Annotated in this window: 12 protein-coding genes; 2 read left to right on the top strand and 10 right to left on the bottom strand. The window is 74.3% G+C overall.

The genetic code is table 11. The annotated features are described in order from the left end of the window. Nucleotide 1: 1 nt before the first annotated feature. Nucleotides 2-1348, top strand: a complete 1347-nt coding sequence (locus ACGF1Z_RS23420) for an ABC1 kinase family protein (protein WP_393006995.1) — start codon at nt 2-4, stop codon at nt 1346-1348. 24 nt (nt 1349-1372) lie between these two features. On the opposite strand, the gene ACGF1Z_RS23415 is transcribed toward ACGF1Z_RS23420, so the two are convergent. The 5 genes from ACGF1Z_RS23415 to ACGF1Z_RS23395 all read right to left on the bottom strand — a co-directional run bounded on the left by ACGF1Z_RS23415 (nt 1373) and on the right by ACGF1Z_RS23395 (nt 5241). After that, on the bottom strand, nt 1373-1555 hold the full coding sequence (locus ACGF1Z_RS23415; RefSeq protein WP_393006993.1) for a hypothetical protein: 183 nt from the start codon (nt 1553-1555) through the stop codon (nt 1373-1375). A gap of 123 nt (nt 1556-1678) precedes the next feature. Further along, entirely contained in the window at nt 1679-2002 is a 324-nt protein-coding gene (locus ACGF1Z_RS23410) for a hypothetical protein (RefSeq protein WP_376632206.1), read from the bottom strand. Then, a complete protein-coding gene (locus tag ACGF1Z_RS23405) occupies nt 1999-2367 on the bottom strand; it encodes a WhiB family transcriptional regulator (protein WP_393006991.1) in 369 nt (122 codons plus the stop codon). The genes ACGF1Z_RS23410 and ACGF1Z_RS23405 overlap by 4 nt, the downstream gene beginning before the upstream one ends. A gap of 174 nt (nt 2368-2541) precedes the next feature. Then, a complete protein-coding gene (locus ACGF1Z_RS23400; protein ID WP_393006989.1) occupies nt 2542-2886 on the bottom strand; it encodes a hypothetical protein in 345 nt (114 codons plus the stop codon). 171 nt (nt 2887-3057) lie between these two features. Continuing rightward, nucleotides 3058-5241, bottom strand: coding sequence for an ATP-dependent DNA helicase UvrD2 (locus ACGF1Z_RS23395; protein ID WP_393006987.1), 2184 nt, complete (start codon nt 5239-5241; stop codon nt 3058-3060). A 154-nt stretch (nt 5242-5395) separates the two neighbouring features. Between ACGF1Z_RS23395 and ACGF1Z_RS23390 the strand changes: the two genes are divergently transcribed. Next, nucleotides 5396-5653: a mycoredoxin gene (locus tag ACGF1Z_RS23390; protein WP_376632198.1), complete on the top strand. Its 258-nt coding sequence runs from the start codon at nt 5396-5398 to the stop codon at nt 5651-5653. A gap of 192 nt (nt 5654-5845) precedes the next feature. Here ACGF1Z_RS23390 and nudC read toward each other — a convergent pair whose 3' ends face one another. The 5 genes from nudC to ACGF1Z_RS23365 form a co-directional block, all read right to left on the bottom strand. Then, entirely contained in the window at nt 5846-6793 is a 948-nt protein-coding gene (nudC, locus tag ACGF1Z_RS23385) for an NAD(+) diphosphatase (protein ID WP_393006984.1), read from the bottom strand. 66 nt (nt 6794-6859) lie between these two features. Further along, nucleotides 6860-8278 carry a dipeptidase gene (locus tag ACGF1Z_RS23380; RefSeq protein ID WP_393006982.1) on the bottom strand — a complete coding sequence of 473 codons (1419 nt, stop codon included), beginning with the start codon at nt 8276-8278 and terminating at the stop codon, nt 6860-6862. Nucleotides 8279-8288: 10 nt separating this feature from the next. After that, the gene (locus ACGF1Z_RS23375) at nt 8289-11792 is read right to left on the bottom strand and encodes a UvrD-helicase domain-containing protein (protein ID WP_393006980.1); all 3504 of its coding nucleotides are present in this window, start codon (nt 11790-11792) and stop codon (nt 8289-8291) included. A gap of 52 nt (nt 11793-11844) precedes the next feature. Then, entirely contained in the window at nt 11845-12705 is an 861-nt protein-coding gene (locus ACGF1Z_RS23370; protein WP_393006978.1) for a hypothetical protein, read from the bottom strand. 223 nt (nt 12706-12928) lie between these two features. Continuing rightward, nucleotides 12929-16285 carry an ATP-dependent helicase gene (locus ACGF1Z_RS23365; protein ID WP_393006976.1) on the bottom strand — a complete coding sequence of 1119 codons (3357 nt, stop codon included), beginning with the start codon at nt 16283-16285 and terminating at the stop codon, nt 12929-12931. Between the last annotated feature and the right edge of the window lie 191 nt (nt 16286-16476).

The raw sequence follows: 16476 nt of genomic DNA, 5'->3' as shown, positions 1-16476 counted from the left end.
CATGTCTGATCTTCCCCGGAAGGCGGTCACCCGGACCGCCAAGTTGGCCGCGTTGCCGCTCGGCTTCGCCGGCCGGGCCACCTGGGGCCTGGGCAAACGGATCGGCGGGAAGTCTGCGGAGATCGTCGCGCGCGAGCTCCAGCAGCGCACGGCCGAGCAGCTGTTCAAGGTGCTCGGCGAGCTGAAGGGCGGGGCCATGAAGTTCGGACAGGCCCTGTCCGTCTTCGAGTCGGCGCTGCCCGAGGAGGTGGCCGGGCCCTACCGGGCGGCGCTCACCAGGCTGCAGGAGGCCGCGCCGCCGATGCCGACGCGGACCGTGCACGGGGTGCTGGAGGAGCGGCTCGGCGCGGGGTGGCGGGAGCTGTTCCTGGAGTTCGAGGAGAAGCCGGCGGCGGCCGCCTCGATCGGACAGGTGCACCGTGCGGTGTGGCACGACGGGCGTGAGGTCGCGGTGAAGGTGCAGTATCCGGGGGCGGGCGAGGCGCTGCTCTCGGACCTCGCGCAGCTGAGCCGGTTCGCCCGGCTGCTGGGCCCGCTGATCCCCGGCATGGACATCAAGCCGCTGATCACGGAGCTGCGCGACCGGGTGGCGGAGGAGCTGGACTACGGCCTGGAGGCCGCGGCGCAGCAGGCGCACGCGGAGGAGTTCGCGGGCGATCCGGACGTGGTGGTCCCGGCGGTGGTGCACCAGTCGCAGCAGGTCCTGGTCACGGAGTGGATGGACGGTCTCCCGCTCTCGGAGGTGATCGCGGACGGTACGCCGGAGCAGCGCGACCGGGCGGGGCAGTTGCTCGCCCGGTTCCTCTTCTCCGGGCCGGCGCGCACCGGGCTGCTGCACGCGGACCCGCACCCGGGGAACTTCCGGCTGCTGCCCGGGCCGGAGGGAACGGACGACACCGCGGGCGCATGGCGGCTCGGGGTGCTCGACTTCGGCACGGTCGACCGGCTGCCCGGCGGACTGCCGGAGACGATCGGCACCTGCCTGCGGATGACCCTCGCCGGCGAGGCGGAGACGGTCTACGGGCTGCTGTGCGCGGAGGGCTTCGTGCGGAAGTCCGTCGCGCTCGACCCGGACGCGGTCCTGGAGTACCTGCTGCCGATCATCGAGCCGGCGGAGGTGGAGGCCTTCGGGTTCACCCGCGGCTGGATGCGCGCCCAGGCGGCCCGCGTCGCCGACCCCCGCTCCCCCGCGCACCAGTTGGGCAGGCAGCTGAATCTGCCGCCCTCGTATCTGCTGATACACCGTGTGACCTTGAGCACGATCGGGGTGCTGTGCCAGCTGGGCGCGACGGTTCGGCTGCGGGACGAGCTGGAGGCGTGGCTGCCGGGCTTCGTGAGTGAGGCCTAGCGCGGACCGGATCGGGCCGGCGGGTCACCACCAGGAGGAGTCGAGGCGGCCCTCGATGGCCCTGATGTTGGCCCGGGCACAGTCCTCGCAGAAGTACTGGCGGGTGCCGTTCTCCACCGAGCAGGTCCAGGTGAGGGGCAGCTCCTGGGCGGTCTTGCCGCAGCGGGCGCACACGAAGGGGCGCTCTTTCGTGGGGGCGTCGTTCACCTTGGTGACGATAACCCGACGACCGCCCGCGGACCGGACAACGCACCGCGGGGGCCGGTCCGTTCGGACCGGCCCCCGCGTCTGAGGTGTGCCTGGGTCAGTGCCCGTCGCCTGGGCGTCGGGTCAGTGCATGACGGCCATGGCGAGCGCGCGGCGGGCGCGCATCGACACGCGCTCGGCGCGTCGCTGCATGCGCCGGGCGGCGACCAGGCGCACGGCCTGGCGTTCCGCCTCGGCTTCCCGCAGGCGGTCGTGCATATGAGCACGGGCCAGGGCTTCTGGAATGAGTTGCATGGCTCGGGTCCTGTTCTGACGCGAGCGGTTCGCGCCACTGATCGAAACGTTGGGGGTCGCGGAGCCGGAGGGCTCGAAGGCGGACGAGGTCATCGGGGCCTGCTTCTGGGGATCGTGCGTGAGGGGGCGGTCGACGGTTCCGGTGGCGTTCATGCCGCAACCGGGTTCTTGCGCGGGCGGCCGCGGGGCCGCTTGCGGGCGACGACCACGCCCTGGACGAAGAGCTCGCCACCCCAGACGCCCCAGGGCTCGCGGCGCTCCTTGGCGCCTTCGAGGCAGGCCGCCATGAGCGGGCAGGTCCGGCAGAGCGACTTGGCGTACTCGACGTCGGCCGGGGACTCGGCGAAGAAGACCTCGGGGTCGTACGAGCGGCACGGGACGGGTACGCCGAGGTTCTCGATGGCGTCGTCGAGCGCGGTGAGCGCGGTGAGGGGGGTCAAGGCGGAGTCCTTCGTGAGGCCGGGCGGGGTGATCGATCCGGAAGGCGGTACGGACGGGGCGTGCGCTTCGAGTTGCACGGGGTTTTTTCCTCGTCTGGTCGTTCGACCTGTTGGGCCGGGGTTTTCGGCTGGTACCGGGTTCTGCTGGTCCCGAGGCCCCCTCGTTCCGTCAGCCCCGTTCGGGGACAAACAGAAGGGCCGCGGATCCCTGATGGGGTTCCGCGGCCCTGAAGGCGCCGGCCTGATCGTCGATCAGGCTGGATCACTCCAGGGTTCGAGCCCACGGAAGGCCCACATCGTGTGGTGCTGCGTCGTCTGCTGCTCGATACCGGCACCGGTCGCGGTGGCCGCAAAGCCATAGGCCGAGGCCTGGGCCTTGCCCACTACTCCTGCTTCCAGTGCCTTGGTCGGTCGCTCATTGCGCTCCAGGCGGTCCATCAGGACGGCGGGCATGCCGAGCGGCAGGCCGGCGCCGGACAGACCGGTGCCCCGGAGAGCGTGAGGAGCGACGGTGGAGAGGCCGAGCGAGCAGGCGGAGACGACCGAGCGATCGGTCATTTTGGCGGTGCTGGTCTTGATGTTCTTGATGCTGATCACTGGAATCGCCTCCTCTCGGCGTCTCGGAGGGCTCGGGGTGAGCCGGACCCTCGTGTTCATTTGGACAAGTACAGCACGAAGACAGGGCTTCGAAGAAGCCGCCGTTTCCGTGGTTAAGAACCTATGGGGCTTGACGGGGCGGGCGCAAACTATTTTTCCGACGAGTTTTCCTCAGTCCTCGCCGTCGCTTCCTCCACCCACCTCACCTGCGCAGATGGCGAGCACGTCGGCGCCGAAGCGGTTCAGCTTGCGCACGCCCACGCCGGAGATGGCGGCGAGCTCCCCGTCGGAGTCGGGCACGCGCTCGGCGATCGCCATGAGCGTCTTGTCGGTGAAGACGCAATAGGGCGGCTGGCCCAGCTCCCTGGCCTGCACCGCGCGCCACTCGCGCAGGCGCTCGTAGAGGCCCTCGTCCATGTCCGAGGGGCAGTCCTCGCAGCGCAGCAGCTTCATCTCGCCGGCCTCGGTGAGGGTGGCGCCGCAGACCCGGCAGCGCACCGGCCCGCGCTGCCGGCGCCGGGCGGCGAGGGCGCCCCGCTCGACGCCCGCTCCCGCACCGCCGCTCGTGGTGACCGTGCCGAGGGACCCCGATCCGGGGCGCAGCCCCTTGAGGAAGCGTGTGGGGCGCCGGGAGGGCCGGCCGCCCGGTGAGCGCGAGAGCGCCCAGGACAGCGACAGGTGCTCCCGGGCCCGGGTGACGCCCACGTAGAGCAGCCGCCGCTCCTCCTCGACCTGCTCGTCCGTCCTGGCGTAGGTGATCGGCATCATGCCCTCGGTGAGACCGACCAGGAAGACGGCGTCCCACTCCAGGCCCTTGGCGGCGTGCAGGGAGGCGAGCGTGACGCCCTGGACGGTGGGGGCGTGCTGGGCGGCGGCCCGCTCGTCGAGCTCGGCGACCAGGTCGGAGAGGGTCGCGCCGGGCTTGGCCCGGGCGAAGTCCTCGGCCAGCCGGACCAGTGCGGCGAGGGACTCCCAGCGGTCCCGGACGGCGCCGGAGCCGGCCGGCGGCTCTCCCGTCCAGCCCTGCCCCGAGAGCACGGCCCGGACCTGGGCGGGCAGGTCGTCGGCACCGTCCAGGAGGGAGTCGTTCGCCCCGAAGCGGGCCGCGCCGCGCAGGGCCGCGCCCGCCTCGCGCACCTCCTTGCGCTCGAAGAAGCGCTCGGCGCCGCGCAGCTGGTAGGGCACGCCGGCGTCGCCCAGGGCCTGCTCGTAGACCTCGGACTGGGCGTTGATCCGGTAGAGCACGGCGATCTCGCCGGCCGGGACGCCGGCCGCGATCAGGTCGCGGATGCGGCGCGCGGTGCCCTCGGCCTCGGTGGGCTCGTCGGCGTATTCGGTGTAGCGGGGCTCGGGGCCGGGGTCGCGCTGGGAGACCAGCTCCAGGCGGTGTTCGGCGGCCCGGCCGCTCGCCTGGCTGAGCAGGCCGTTGGCCAGGTGGACGACCTGGGGGGTGGAGCGGTAGTCCCGGATCAGCTTGATGACGGTCGCGCCGGCGTGCCGGGTGCGGAAGTTCAGCAGGTGGTCGGGGGTGGCGCCGGTGAACGAGTAGATCGTCTGGCTGGCGTCGCCGACCACGCACAGGCTGTCGCGGTCGCCGAGCCACAGGTCGAGCAGCCGCTGCTGGAGCGGCGAGACGTCCTGGTACTCGTCCACCACGAAGTGGTGGTACTGCCGGCGGATCTGGTCCGCGATGTCGTGCCGGTCCTGCAGGATGCCGACCGTGAGCAGCAGCACGTCCTCGAAGTCGATCACGTCGCGGTCGCGCTTGAGCTGCTCGTACATCGCGTAGATCTGACCGATCTCGGCCGGGTCGCGCGGGGCGTCGCGCAGCGCCTTGGCGGCGGCCGCCGGATAGTCGGCGGGCACGGTCTGGGTGACCTTCGCCCACTCGATCTCGCTCGTGACGTCCCGCAGCTCGTTCCGGTCGAGCCGAAGCCGGCAGCGCGCGGCGGCGTCGGCGACCAGCTGGACCTTCCGCTCCAGGAGCCGGGGCAGCTCGCCACCGATCGCTTTCGGCCAGAAGTACTGGAGCTGACGGAGGGCTGCGGAGTGGAACGTGCGGGCCTGCACCCCGCCCGCCCCGAGCTGCCTGAGCCGGCCGCGCATCTCGCCGGCGGCACGGTTGGTGAACGTGACGGCCAGCACACTGGAGGGGACGAACACGCCCGCCCGCACCCCGTAGGCGATGCGGTGGGTGAGGGCGCGGGTCTTGCCCGTGCCGGCACCGGCCAGGACGCACACCGGACCATGCAGGGCCAGGGCGACCTCGCGCTGCTCCGGGTCGAGCCCGTCGAGCACCGCGTCGGCCGTCTCCGGGACCTGCGGGAAGAGAGAGGAGTGCGTTGCTGCTGTCACCCCGCCATGCTGCCAGGTCCGCGGGACGGGTGCGGAGCACTGTCCACAGGGGGGAGACCGTGGTCATACGAATTCCGGGAATGGCCGGTAGACGACGTACGTTCTTCTTCTCGGCACCGACCCGAGCACCGCGAGACTAGAGGAGCGCCTGGCCATGCAGGGCACTGTGACGATGTACAGCACCACGTGGTGCGGCTACTGCCGCCGGCTGAAGAGCCAGCTGGACCGCGAGGGCATCGCGTACACGGAGATCAACATCGAGCAGGACCCGGAGTCGGCGGACTTCGTCGAGAAGGTCAACGGCGGGAACCAGACCGTTCCGACCGTGCGCGTCCTCCCGACGGCCGGTGGCGACGAGGTCGTCATGACCAACCCGAGCCTGGCCCAGGTCAAGCAGGCCCTCGCCGTCTGACCTGACACCCGGCGGTGACCGGAAACAGCCCCCTCCCGGGAGACCGGGAGGGGGCTGTTCCGCTTCCGTTTCCGGCCGCGGGAGGGCCGGGGGCACCGGCGCGGATCACGTCGGCCGGCTTCGGCGGCGGCTCGGGCACCGCTGCCGGAGAGCGGCTCGGGCACCGCTGCCGAGGGGCGGCTCGGGAGCGGCTCAGATCACGTCGCCCGGCTTCGGCAGCGGCTTGCCGTACCAGAGCTCGATCAGCCGGGACGCGATCGAGATCCCGTACGGCGGCAGCACCTCGCCCGACTCGAAACCGGCGGCCAGGTCCTCGCGGGAGAACCAGCGGGCCTCGTGGATCTCCTCGCCGTCCACGTGTATCTCCGAGGACGTCGCCCGGGCGAGGAAGCCCAGCATCAGACTGGACGGGAACGGCCAGGGCTGGCTGGCCACGTACTCGACCTCGCCGACCGTGACGCCCGCCTCCTCGAAGACCTCCCGCACCACCGACTGCTCGATGGACTCGCCCGGCTCGACGAAGCCGGCGAGCGTGGAGAAGCGGCCCTCGGGCCAGTGCACCTGGCGGCCCAGCAGCGCCCGGTCCTGGTCGTCGGTGACCAGCATGATCACCGCGGGGTCCGTGCGCGGGTAGTGCTCGGCGCCGCAGGCCTGGCAGCGGCGGATGTGCCCGGCCGCCGCGACCACGGTGCGCTCGCCGCAGCGGGAGCAGAAGCGGTGCAGCCGCTGCCAGTTCTCCAGGGCCACCGCGTGCACCATCAGGCCGGCGTCGCGCGGCGACAGCAGGAGCCCCGCCTCGCGCAGCCCGGCCGGCCGCGCGGACTGGTCCATCCGCCCCGGCAGGCTGTCCTTCTGGAGCGCGAAGTAGGAGACGCCGTCGGCGTCCGTGCCCAGGAAGTAGCGGTGGGTCTCGGTGACCGGGGCCTCGAAGGCCGGGGTCATCACCAGTTCCGTCCGCCCGTCGGACGTGTCGTCGATCAGCACCTGGCCGCCCGAGACCACGAAGACGCGGGTCGTCGGGTGGCTCCAGGCGGCCGCGAGCCACGCCTCGTCGAGGCGGTGATGGGCGGCACGGTCGATCCCGCTCGGGGCGGTGAGCGAGATCGGGCGGTCCGCGGACGCGTTGTTCAGGGTGCTCACAGGTGCTTCCAACTCCCCCGGATCGGTGTCAGTGTCTTCGACGGTCGGCGCGCTGCGGTGTGCGGCTCAGCGCCCGGCGTCGGTGAGGGCGGCGGGCAGGTCCCCCCAGAGATGAGCGGTCGTCTCGACACCCTTCATGAGGAGATCGAGCTCGATCTTCTCGTTCGGGGCGTGCCAGCCGTCGGACGGGACGGAGATGCCCAGGAACAGTACCGGCGCGCCGAGGACGTCCTGGAGGTCGGCGGCCGGTCCGGAGCCGCCTTCGCGGGTGTAGCGGATCTTGGCGCCGTCGAAGGCGCGGCTCATCGCGCCGGCCACCGCCTTGAGGGCGGGGTGGTCGAGCGGGGTGAGGCACGGCCGGGTCGGGGCGCCGAAGACGATCTCGTGGCGGATGCCCGCCGGGACCAGTCCGGGGAGCCAGGCGCGGACGGCGGCCTCGATGCGGTCCGGGTCCTGGCCCGCGACGAGCCGGAAGGACAGCTTCAGGTGGGCGGAGGCGGGGACGATCGTCTTGCCGCCGGGGCCCTGGTAGCCGCCGCCGAGGCCGTTGACCTCGGCCGTCGGGCGGGCCCAGACCCGTTCCAGGGTGGTGAAGCCGGCCTCGCCGAGGGTCCCGTGCGACCTGGCGGTGGCCAGCCAGGCGCTCTCGTCGAAGGGCAGTTCGGCGACGAGGGCCCGCTCGGCGTCGGAGAGCTCGGTGACGCCCTCGTAGAAGCCCGGGATCGCGACCCGCTCGTCGGCGTCGTGCAGGGCGGCGACGATCCGGCCGGCGACGGTGGCCGGGTTCGGCACGGCGCCGCCGAAGGAACCGGAGTGGATGTCCTGGTCGGGGCCGAAGAGATCGATCTCGCAGTCCGCGACCCCGCGCATGCCGGTGCACACGGTGGGGGTGGTCTCGGACCACATGCCGGTGTCGGAGACGATCACGACGTCGGCGGCCAGCCGGTCGGCGTGCTTCTCCACCAGCTCGCGGAAGTGCGGCGAACCCGACTCCTCCTCGCCCTCCACCACCATTTTCAGATGGACGGCGGGCGCGGTCCGGCCGGTCGTGGCGAGGTGCGCCCGGACGCCGAGCGTGTGGAAGAACACCTGGCCCTTGTCGTCGGCCGCGCCCCGGGCGTACATCCGGCCGTCGACCAGCGCCGGCTCGAACGGGTCCGTGTGCCAGCCGTCCTCGCGGGCGGCGGGCTGCACGTCGTGGTGGCCGTAGACGAGCACGGTCGGCGCGTCCGGGTCGTCCGAGGGCCACTCGGCGAACACGGCCGGGGCGCCGTCGGTCTCCCACACCTCCACGGTCGCGAAGCCGGTCTCCGTGAGCTTGGCGGCGAGCCACTCGGCACTGCGCCGCACGTCCCCGGCCCGGTCCGGCTGCGCCGACACCGAGGGGATCCGCAGCCACTCGACGAGGTCGCCGAGGAAGGCGGATCGGTGCTGCTCGATGTACGTGCGCACGGCGTGGACGGCGTTGTCCGGGGTCTCGCTCATGGCCCCGAGCCTATCCGGCGCCGGACGGCGCTCCGTCCTCGGCTTCCCCGGGGAACGCGGCGTCCCCGGCCGGTCCGCCGCGCAGCACCGCCTCCAGTTCCGCCCTTCCCGGCAGCCGGGCGGGGCGGACCACCTCGCCGGTCCGTACGTAGACGAAGGCGGTGGCCACCTCCTCCGGGTCGAGGCCGTGCTGCTCGGCCCAGGCGAGGCGGTAGATCGCCAGCTGCAGCGGATCCGCGGTGCGCAGGTGGCTCGTCTTCCAGTCGACGATCTCGTACCCACCGGTGTCCGGGTCCCGGTAGACGGCGTCGATCCGGCCCCGGACCACCCGGCCGGCGAGGGACAGGTGGACGGGGACCTCCACCCGGTACGGGGTGCGGCGGGCGTACGGCGTGCGGTCGAAGGCCTCCTTGAGCACCTCCAGGTCCCGCTCGTCCAGGATCTCCGGCTCGCCCGCGAACTCCTCGCCGCCGGGCAGCTCGTCCGGTCCGAGCATGGGCAGCGGGAGCTCCTCGAAGCGCGACTCCACCCACGCGTGGAACCGCGTGCCGCGCCGGGCCGCCGGCTGCGGCGGCTTCGGCATCGGCCGGGCCAGCTCCTTGGCGAAGCCGTCGGGGTCGGCCGCGAGGCGGAGCACCTGGGAGGCGGAGAGGTAGGCGGGGAGCAGGACGTCCCGGGTGGTGGCGCGGGTGCGGTGGAGTTCGGTGGTGAGGGCGGTGAGGTCGCGGTCCCAGGAGGCGACGGTCCTGGCGTCCTCGGGCGTGAGCGGCCGGGACTCGGCCCGGGGCGCGGGCACATGGGGCTCCCCGGGCCGGGGCGCGGGCGGCTCCCCCGCCGCCCGGGGCGCGGGCGCGTGCGGCTCGTCGGCCCAGGGGTCCTCCTCGTACGGAGGGGTCTCCGCCGGGTCCTCCGGCACCTCCGGGTCCTCCAGGTCCTCCGGGAGCCAGAGGTCGTCGCCGGCCTCGGCCGGGGAGGTGCGCGGCGCCGTCGCGGCGCCGGGGCCGGCCGCCCCCGCGTGGTGCGGGCCGAGGGCCCACAGCCGGGCCGTGACGGCCTCCGCCGCCTCCCGTCGCCGTTCCAGGGAGTCCTTGTCCAGGGGCAGCGGCCAGGCCTGGTCGGCCAGGTCCGCGGCCAGCAGGGGGTTCGTGTCGCCCTCTGCCGGTTCGTCCGCCCAGGCCTCGATCTCGCCGTGCCCGGAGGCGCAGTGCTCGTAGAGGGCGTGGAGGAAGTCCGAGGGGCCCCGCGGCTTCTTCTGGGAGGGGCCCCACCAGTGGGCGGAGCCGAGGAGGAGGGAGCGGGGGCGGGTGAAGGTGACGTAGCCGAGGCGGAGTTCCTCGGTGTGCTGGTGGTCCCGCATGCCGTTCTTGAAGGCCGTGAGGGACTTCGCGTCCCAGGTGTCGAGCCGCGGCAGCGTGGCCGCGTCGCCGCGCAGGGCGTGCGGGAGCACCTGGGGCTGGGAGGTCCAGGACTCGCGGGCGCGGGTGGACGGGAACTGGCCGGTGACGAGGCCGGGCACCGCGACCACGTCCCACTCCAGGCCCTTGGACTTGTGGGCGGTCATCACCTTGACGGTGTTCTCCCCGCCGGGGAGGGCGTTGTCGAGGCCCTTCTCGTACTGCGCGGCCGTCCGCAGGAAGCCGAGGAAGGCGAGCAGGGTGGCCTCGCCGTCCAGGGAGGCGAAGCGGGCGGCGATGTCGAGGAAGTTGCCGAGGGTCTCGCGGCGGCGGGCGGCGAGGGCGTGCGGGGAGGCCGACAGCTCGACCTCCAGGCCGGTGGCGGCGAGCACCCGGTGCAGGACGTCCATCAGCGGATCGGCCAGGGAGGAGCGCAGGGCGCGCAGCTCGGTGGCGAGGCGGGCGAAGCGGACCCGGGCCTCCGCGGAGAAGGGCAGGCCGTCGTCCTCGCCGCCGGAGTCCAGGAAGGTGTCGAGCGCGTCGGCGAGGGAGATCACCTCGGCCGGGTCGACGCCCTCGACGGCGGCGGCGAGCCGCTGGTCGGCGTCCGCGGACTCCTCGCCGGGCCGGTGCACCAGGAGCCGGGCGCGGCGCCCGAGGAGGGCCAGGTCGCGGGGGCCGATCCGCCAGCGGGGGCCGGTGAGGAGGCGTACGAGGGAGGCGTTGGCGCCGGGATCCTGGAGGACCTCGCAGACGGCGACGAGGTCGGCGATCTCGGGCAGGTGGAGCAGGCCGGAGAGTCCGACGACCTCGACCGGGACGTCACGGGCGACGAGGGCGGCCTGGATCGCCGGGAAGTCGGTGGCGGTGCGGCACAGGACGGCGATCTCGCCGGGGGCGGTGCCGGTGCGGACGAGGTGGGCGAGGGAGTCGGCGAGCCAGTCGATCTCCTCCGCGTGGGTGGGGAGGAGGGCGATGCGGACGCCGCCGTCGTGCTCGGCGCCGGGCGCGGGACGCAGCGCCTCCACGCCCTCGTGCATGGCGCGCAGGGGTGCGGCGAGGCCGTTGGCGAGGTCGAGCAGGCGGCCGCCGCTGCGCCGGTTCTCGGAGAGGGCGAAGCGGGTGGCGGGGCTGCCGTCCGCGTACGGGAAGTGTTCGGGGAAGTCGTCGAGGTTGGCGACGGAGGCGCCGCGCCAGCCGTAGATGGCCTGGCAGGGGTCGCCGACGGCGGTGACGGCGTGCCCGGTGCCGTGCCCGAAGAGGCCCGACAGGAGCAGGCGCTGGGCGACGGACGTGTCCTGGTACTCGTCGAGGAGGACGACCCGGAACTCGTCCCTGAGGATCGCGCCGACCTCGGGCCGGGTGGTGGCGAGCTCGGCGGAGAGGGCGATCTGGTCGCCGAAGTCGAGCAGGTCCCGGGAGCGCTTGGCCGCGCGGTAGCGCACGACGAGGTCGAGGAGCTCGCGCCGAGCGGTGCCGGTCTCGGGGAGTCTGCGCAGGTCGGCGTTGGTGAGCTTGGCTCCGGCGAGTTCGGCGAGCAGCTCGGTGTCGTGGGCGAGGAGACGCTCGGGCGGTACGAGGTGCTCGGCGAGCTCGGCGTCGAGGGCGAGCAGGTCGCCGACGAGGGTCGGGAAGGAGCGGGTGAGCGCCGGGTACGGGCCGGGGGACTCGCGCAGCACCCGGGCGGCGAGCTGGTAGCGGGTGGCGTCGGCGAGCAGCCGCGAGGTGGGCTCCAGTCCGATCCGCAGCCCGTGGTCGGTGAGGAGCCGGCCGGCGAAGGCGTGGTACGTCGAGATGAGGGGCTCGCCCGGGGGGTTGTCCGGGTCGATGACGTCGGGGTCGGTGACGCCCGCCCGGACGAGAGCGGTGCGGACGCGCTCGGCCAGCTCCCCGGCGGCCTTGTTGGTGAAGGTGAGACCGAGGACCTGCTCGGGGGCGACCTGGCCCGTACCGACCAGCCAGACCACCCGGGCGGCCATCACCGTCGTCTTGCCGGACCCGGCGCCGGCCACGATGACCTGCGGGGCCGGCGGCGCGGTGATGCAGGCCGTCTGCTCCGGGGTGAAGGGGATGCCGAGGAGCTCCTTGAGCTGCTCGGGGTCGGTGAGGAGTGCGGTCACCCCAAAGAGGCTAACGGGACCCGCTGACAGTCCCGGCCCTCCGCGATGTCCGTCACACCGGCTGCTCCGCGGGCCCGCCCTGGTCGAGCTTGGTCAGGTCGACCGTCTCGTCCTCGGGCGGGACGACGACCTTCACGGGCTTGTCGTAGTCGGAGAGCACCACGCTGCCGGGCCCGGAGCCGCCCGTCTTGACCATCTTCAGGATGTAGGGCTTGCCGCGCTGCGAGACGGACACGGTCGTGGTCTCGCCGCCGGGCTTCCGCCTCACCAGGGTGGCGACCGGGGTGCCCTGCACCTCGGCGTCGGGGCCGCGGACCAGTCCGGCCAGTTCGGCCTTGTTCCTGCCGAGGTCGGCGAGGAGCGCCTTCAGGTCGCAGACGCCGCCGAGGTCACCGCTGCCGGCCTGCCCGGGGGCGATCTTCAGCCAGCGGCCCTTGAGGAGCTCGATGGTCGCCTCGATCTGCGGTTCGGGCATGCCCTGGGAGGCCATGGAGGCCCGCCAGAACTTCTCGTCGCCCTTCATGTAGGTGAGACCGCCGGTCCTGCGGAGCTCCGCGGCGCCGCCCTGGAGCTTGATCAGGCCGGTGCACTGGTTCTTGTCGTCGACGGAGAAGTCGACGTCCAGGGGCTGCCCGCCGGTGGTGACCCGGCCGGCCATGCGCAGCGAGGTCGCGGACCGGGTGGCGGTGACGGCCTTGTCGCCGATCTGGCCGGCGGTCAGGCCCTGGAAGGGGTCGGCGGACGGGCTGGGCGCCCGCACGGCCCCGGCCGGTCCCTGTGCCGCCGACGCCCGTGCCGCCGTCCCCGGTGCCGGTGGGGCCTGGGCCTGGGCCAGGGTGGCGGGCGCGGCGCCCGCGATCAGGGCGGCGGCGACGGCGGTGGCGACACGGAGCCTGGTGGTGCGGTACGCCATGCGAGCCTCCTCGCGGACACTCCCCGAGTCCCCCGGCCTTCCAGGGTGCCGGAGCGGGCCGCTCGCCGCGACTCCGCGGCCCTGGAGCCTCGCCGGGGAACGCCCCTCGCCCGGCGTTCCCGCCCCCGGCCCCGCGCCCGCGCCCCGCGTTCCCCGGCCGCGCCCCTCGTCCCGTACCGGTGCGCGCCCCTTGCCCGGATCGCCGCCACGACCGTCCGCGGGCCTACTCCACGATGTGACGGCCCTCGGGGCGGGCGCTGCACGCGGCGCGGAAGCTGCAGGTCGTGCAGTGCTGACCGGTGGTCGGGGTGAAGCGCTCGTCCAGGACGCGGCCGGCGGCGGTGGCGAGGAGGTCGCCCACCCACTCCCCTTCGAGCGGCTGCTGCGCCTGGACCTTGGGCAGGGCGTCGCCGCCCTCCTTCTTGGGGGCGGCCTGGCGGAGGTGGACGAGTTCGGCGCCGCCCGGCTCGGGGGTGCGGCCGCCGAAGACCTCGTCGACGGCGCCCTCCCGGACGGCGAGCTGGTAGACGGCGAGCTGCGGGTGGCGGGCGACCTCGTCCTTCGTGGGGGCGGCCTTGCCGGTCTTGAAGTCGACGACGTAGGCGCGGCCCTGCTCGTCGGCCTCGACGCGGTCCATGGAGCCGCGGATGCGGACCTCGTACGGGCCCGCGCCCAGGGTGACGTCGAAGTCGTGCTCGGTGGCGGCGGTGGTGCGGCCGGCCCGGTCCATGACGTGCCAGTGCAGGAAGCGCTCCAGGGCGACCCGGGCGTTCTCCTTCTCCTGCGCGGACTTCCAGGGCGCGTCGAAGGCGAGCGCGTCCCAGACGGAGTCCAGGCGGGCCATGAGGACGTCGAGGTCGGCGGGGGTACGGCCGGAGGCGACCTCGTCGGCGAGCACGTGGACGACGTTGCCGAAGCCCTGGGCGGCGGTCGCGGGGGTGTCGGCCTTCACCTCGCGGCCCAGGAACCACTGGAGCGCGCAGGTGTTGGCGAGCTGGTCGAGGGCGGAGCCGGAGAGGGCCACGGGCCGGTCGCGGTCGCGCAGCGGCACCTCGCTGCGGGTCGGCTCGGCGAGACCCCACCAGCGGTCCGGGTGAGCGGCGGGCACGAGCGGGTGGCCGTCCTCGTCGGCGAGGGCGGCGAGCCGGGCGAGGCGTTCGGCGGCGGCGGCGCGCAGCCCGGGCGAGGCCCCGGGGTCGACGGTGGTGGCCCGCAGCTCGGCGACGAGGGCGGCGACGGCGAGGGGGCGCCGGGGCCGGCCGGCCACCTCCTTGGGCTCCTCGCCGAGCTCGGTGAGGAAGCGCGAGGGCTGGTCGCCGTCCTCGGCGGGGGCCTTCACGGCCGTGACGACGAGCCGGTCGCGGGCGCGGGTGGCGGCGACGTAGAACAGGCGGCGCTCCTCGGCGAGCAGGGCGCCGGGGGTGAGCGGCTCCGCGAGGCCGTCGCGGCCGATGCGGTCGGCCTCCAGGAGGGAGCCGCGGCGGCGCAGGTCGGGCCACAGCCCCTCCTGCACGCCGGCGACGACGACGAGGCTCCATTCGAGGCCCTTGGAGCGGTGGGCGGTCATCAGGCGGACGGCGTCGGGGCGGGTGTGCCGGCGGGTGAGGGTGTCGGCGGCGATGTCCTGCGCGTCGAGCTCTTCGAGGAAGTTGAGCGCGCCTCGGCCGCCGACCCGGTCCTCGGCGCGGGCGGCCGTCTCGAACAGGGCGCACACGGCGTCGAGGTCCCGGTCGGCGTTGCGCCCGGCCGGGCCGCCGCGCAGGGAGGAGCGCTCCAGGCGCCCCGGCCAGGGCGTGCCGTTCCAGAGCAGCCACAGGGCCTCCTCGGCGGTGCCGCCCGCGGCCAGCCTGTGCCGCGCGGACCGCAGCAGCTCGCCGAGCCGCTTCGCGCCGCGCGCGTAGGCCTGGTCGTGCGCGACGAGCCGCTCGGGCTCGGCCAGCGCCCGGGCCAGCAGCACGTCCGAGGGGGGCGGCACGTTGTTGCCGCCGGCCCGCTCCTCGTCCCGCAGCGCCCGTCCGAGCCGGCGGAGGTCGGCGGGGTCCATCCCGGCGAGCGGCGAGGCGAGCAGCGCGACGGCGGTCTCGACGTCGAGCCACCCGGGCGCGGCGACGCCCGCGGCACCGGCGTCCGCGTCCGCGTCCCCACCGGCATGGCCGTCGGCGTCACCGCCCTCGCCGGGGTCGCCGTCGCCGTTGCCGTCGCCGAGGGGCTCGGCGGCGCCGCTCTCCCCCTCCGGGGCGGCCTCGCCCCCCGCCGCCGCCCGCAGGGCGAGCAGCAGCGGTGCCACGGCCGGTTCGTGGCGGAGCGGGGTGTCCGCGGCGTCGGTCTCGACCGGGACGCCCGCGGACGTGAGGGCGCGGCGGAGGGCCGGCAGGTGGGCGGCGGCGCGGGTGAGGACCGCCATCTCGTGCCAGGGGACGCCGTCCTCCAGGTGGGCGCGGCGGAGCAGGTCGGCGATGTTGTCGGTCTCGGTGGAGGCGGTGGGGTACGTGTAGACCTCCGCCCGGCCCCCCTCCCGTACCGGTGCGAGCGCGCGGTGGGCCCGTACGGCGGCGGCGGGGAGGCGGGGCAGCGGCATGCGCTGGGTCACCAGCCGGGTCGCGGCCAGGAGCGCCGCGCCGGAGCGGCGCGAGGTGCCGAGGACGCGGACGCCGCCGCCGAAGGCGGCCGGGAAGTCGAGGATGCCGTTCACGTCGGCACCCCGGAAGGCGTAGATCGACTGGTCGGGATCGCCGAAGGCGACGACCGAGGGGGCGGTCAGCCCGCGCAGCAGCCGCACCTGGGCGGGGTCGGTGTCCTGGTACTCGTCGACGAAGATCGCGTCGTACGCGGGGAGCGTGCCGGGCGCGGCGGACTCCACGAGCAGAACCGCCCGGTGGACGAGCTCGGTGTAGTCGAGGACGCCCTGGAGGTCCATGACGTCGAGGTACTCGGCGAGGAACGCGGCCGCGGCCCGCCAGTCGGGGCGGCCGACGCGGCGGGCGAAGGCGTCCAGGGCGCGCGGCCCGAGGCCCAGCTCCCGGGAGCGCGCGATCACGGCGCGGACCTCGTCGGCGAAGCCCCGGGTGGTGAGGCAGGCGCGGAGTTCGTCGGGCCAGCGCAGCCGGCCGAGGCCGAGCTTCTCCAGGTCGACATGGCCGGCGAGCAGCTCGCGTACGGCCAGGTCCTGCTCGGGTCCCGACAGCAGCCGGAGGGGTTCCGCGAAGAGGTCGGCGTCCTGGTGGGCGCGGACCAGGGCGTAGCAGTAGGAGTGGAAGGTGGTGGCCTGCGGCGGCCGCTGTCCGCCGAGCCGGGCCGCCATCCGGTCGCGGAGTTCCACGGCGGCCTTGCGGCTGAAGGTGAGGACGAGGAGCCGCTCGGGGTCGGCGCCCTGTTCCATGCGGGCCGCGACCGCCTCGACCAGTGTCGTGGTCTTTCCGGTGCCGGGTCCGGCGAGGACGAGAAGGGGTCCGTCCGCGTGCTCAACCACGGCGCGCTGCGCTGCGTCCAGCACAGGGGGCCGCACCGGCGCCGGGACGGCCCGCACCAGCCGGTACGCGCCGGGGCCCCGCGTACGCCGAAGGGTCGAGGAGGAAGTCACGTGGGTCGCCGGTCCTGCTGGTGGGTGTGCGGGTCTCACGGCCCGCTCGGGTCGCGCGCGCCGCGGGGGTCGCTCGCGTCGCCGGTCGGGCCGCGCGCGCTCCTCGGGGTGCTCCGGTGAGAAACGCGAGCTTCGACGTTACGCGATCCCGCCCGCGTCCCCCACGTGTCGCGCCGTCAGGCGTGGCACCG

This window comes from Streptomyces sp. NPDC048018 (assembly GCF_043202995.1).
Taxonomy (GTDB): domain Bacteria; phylum Actinomycetota; class Actinomycetes; order Streptomycetales; family Streptomycetaceae; genus Streptomyces.
The sequence above is the reverse complement of the archived record's forward strand: the minus strand, read 5'-3'. Positions and strand labels throughout refer to the sequence as shown.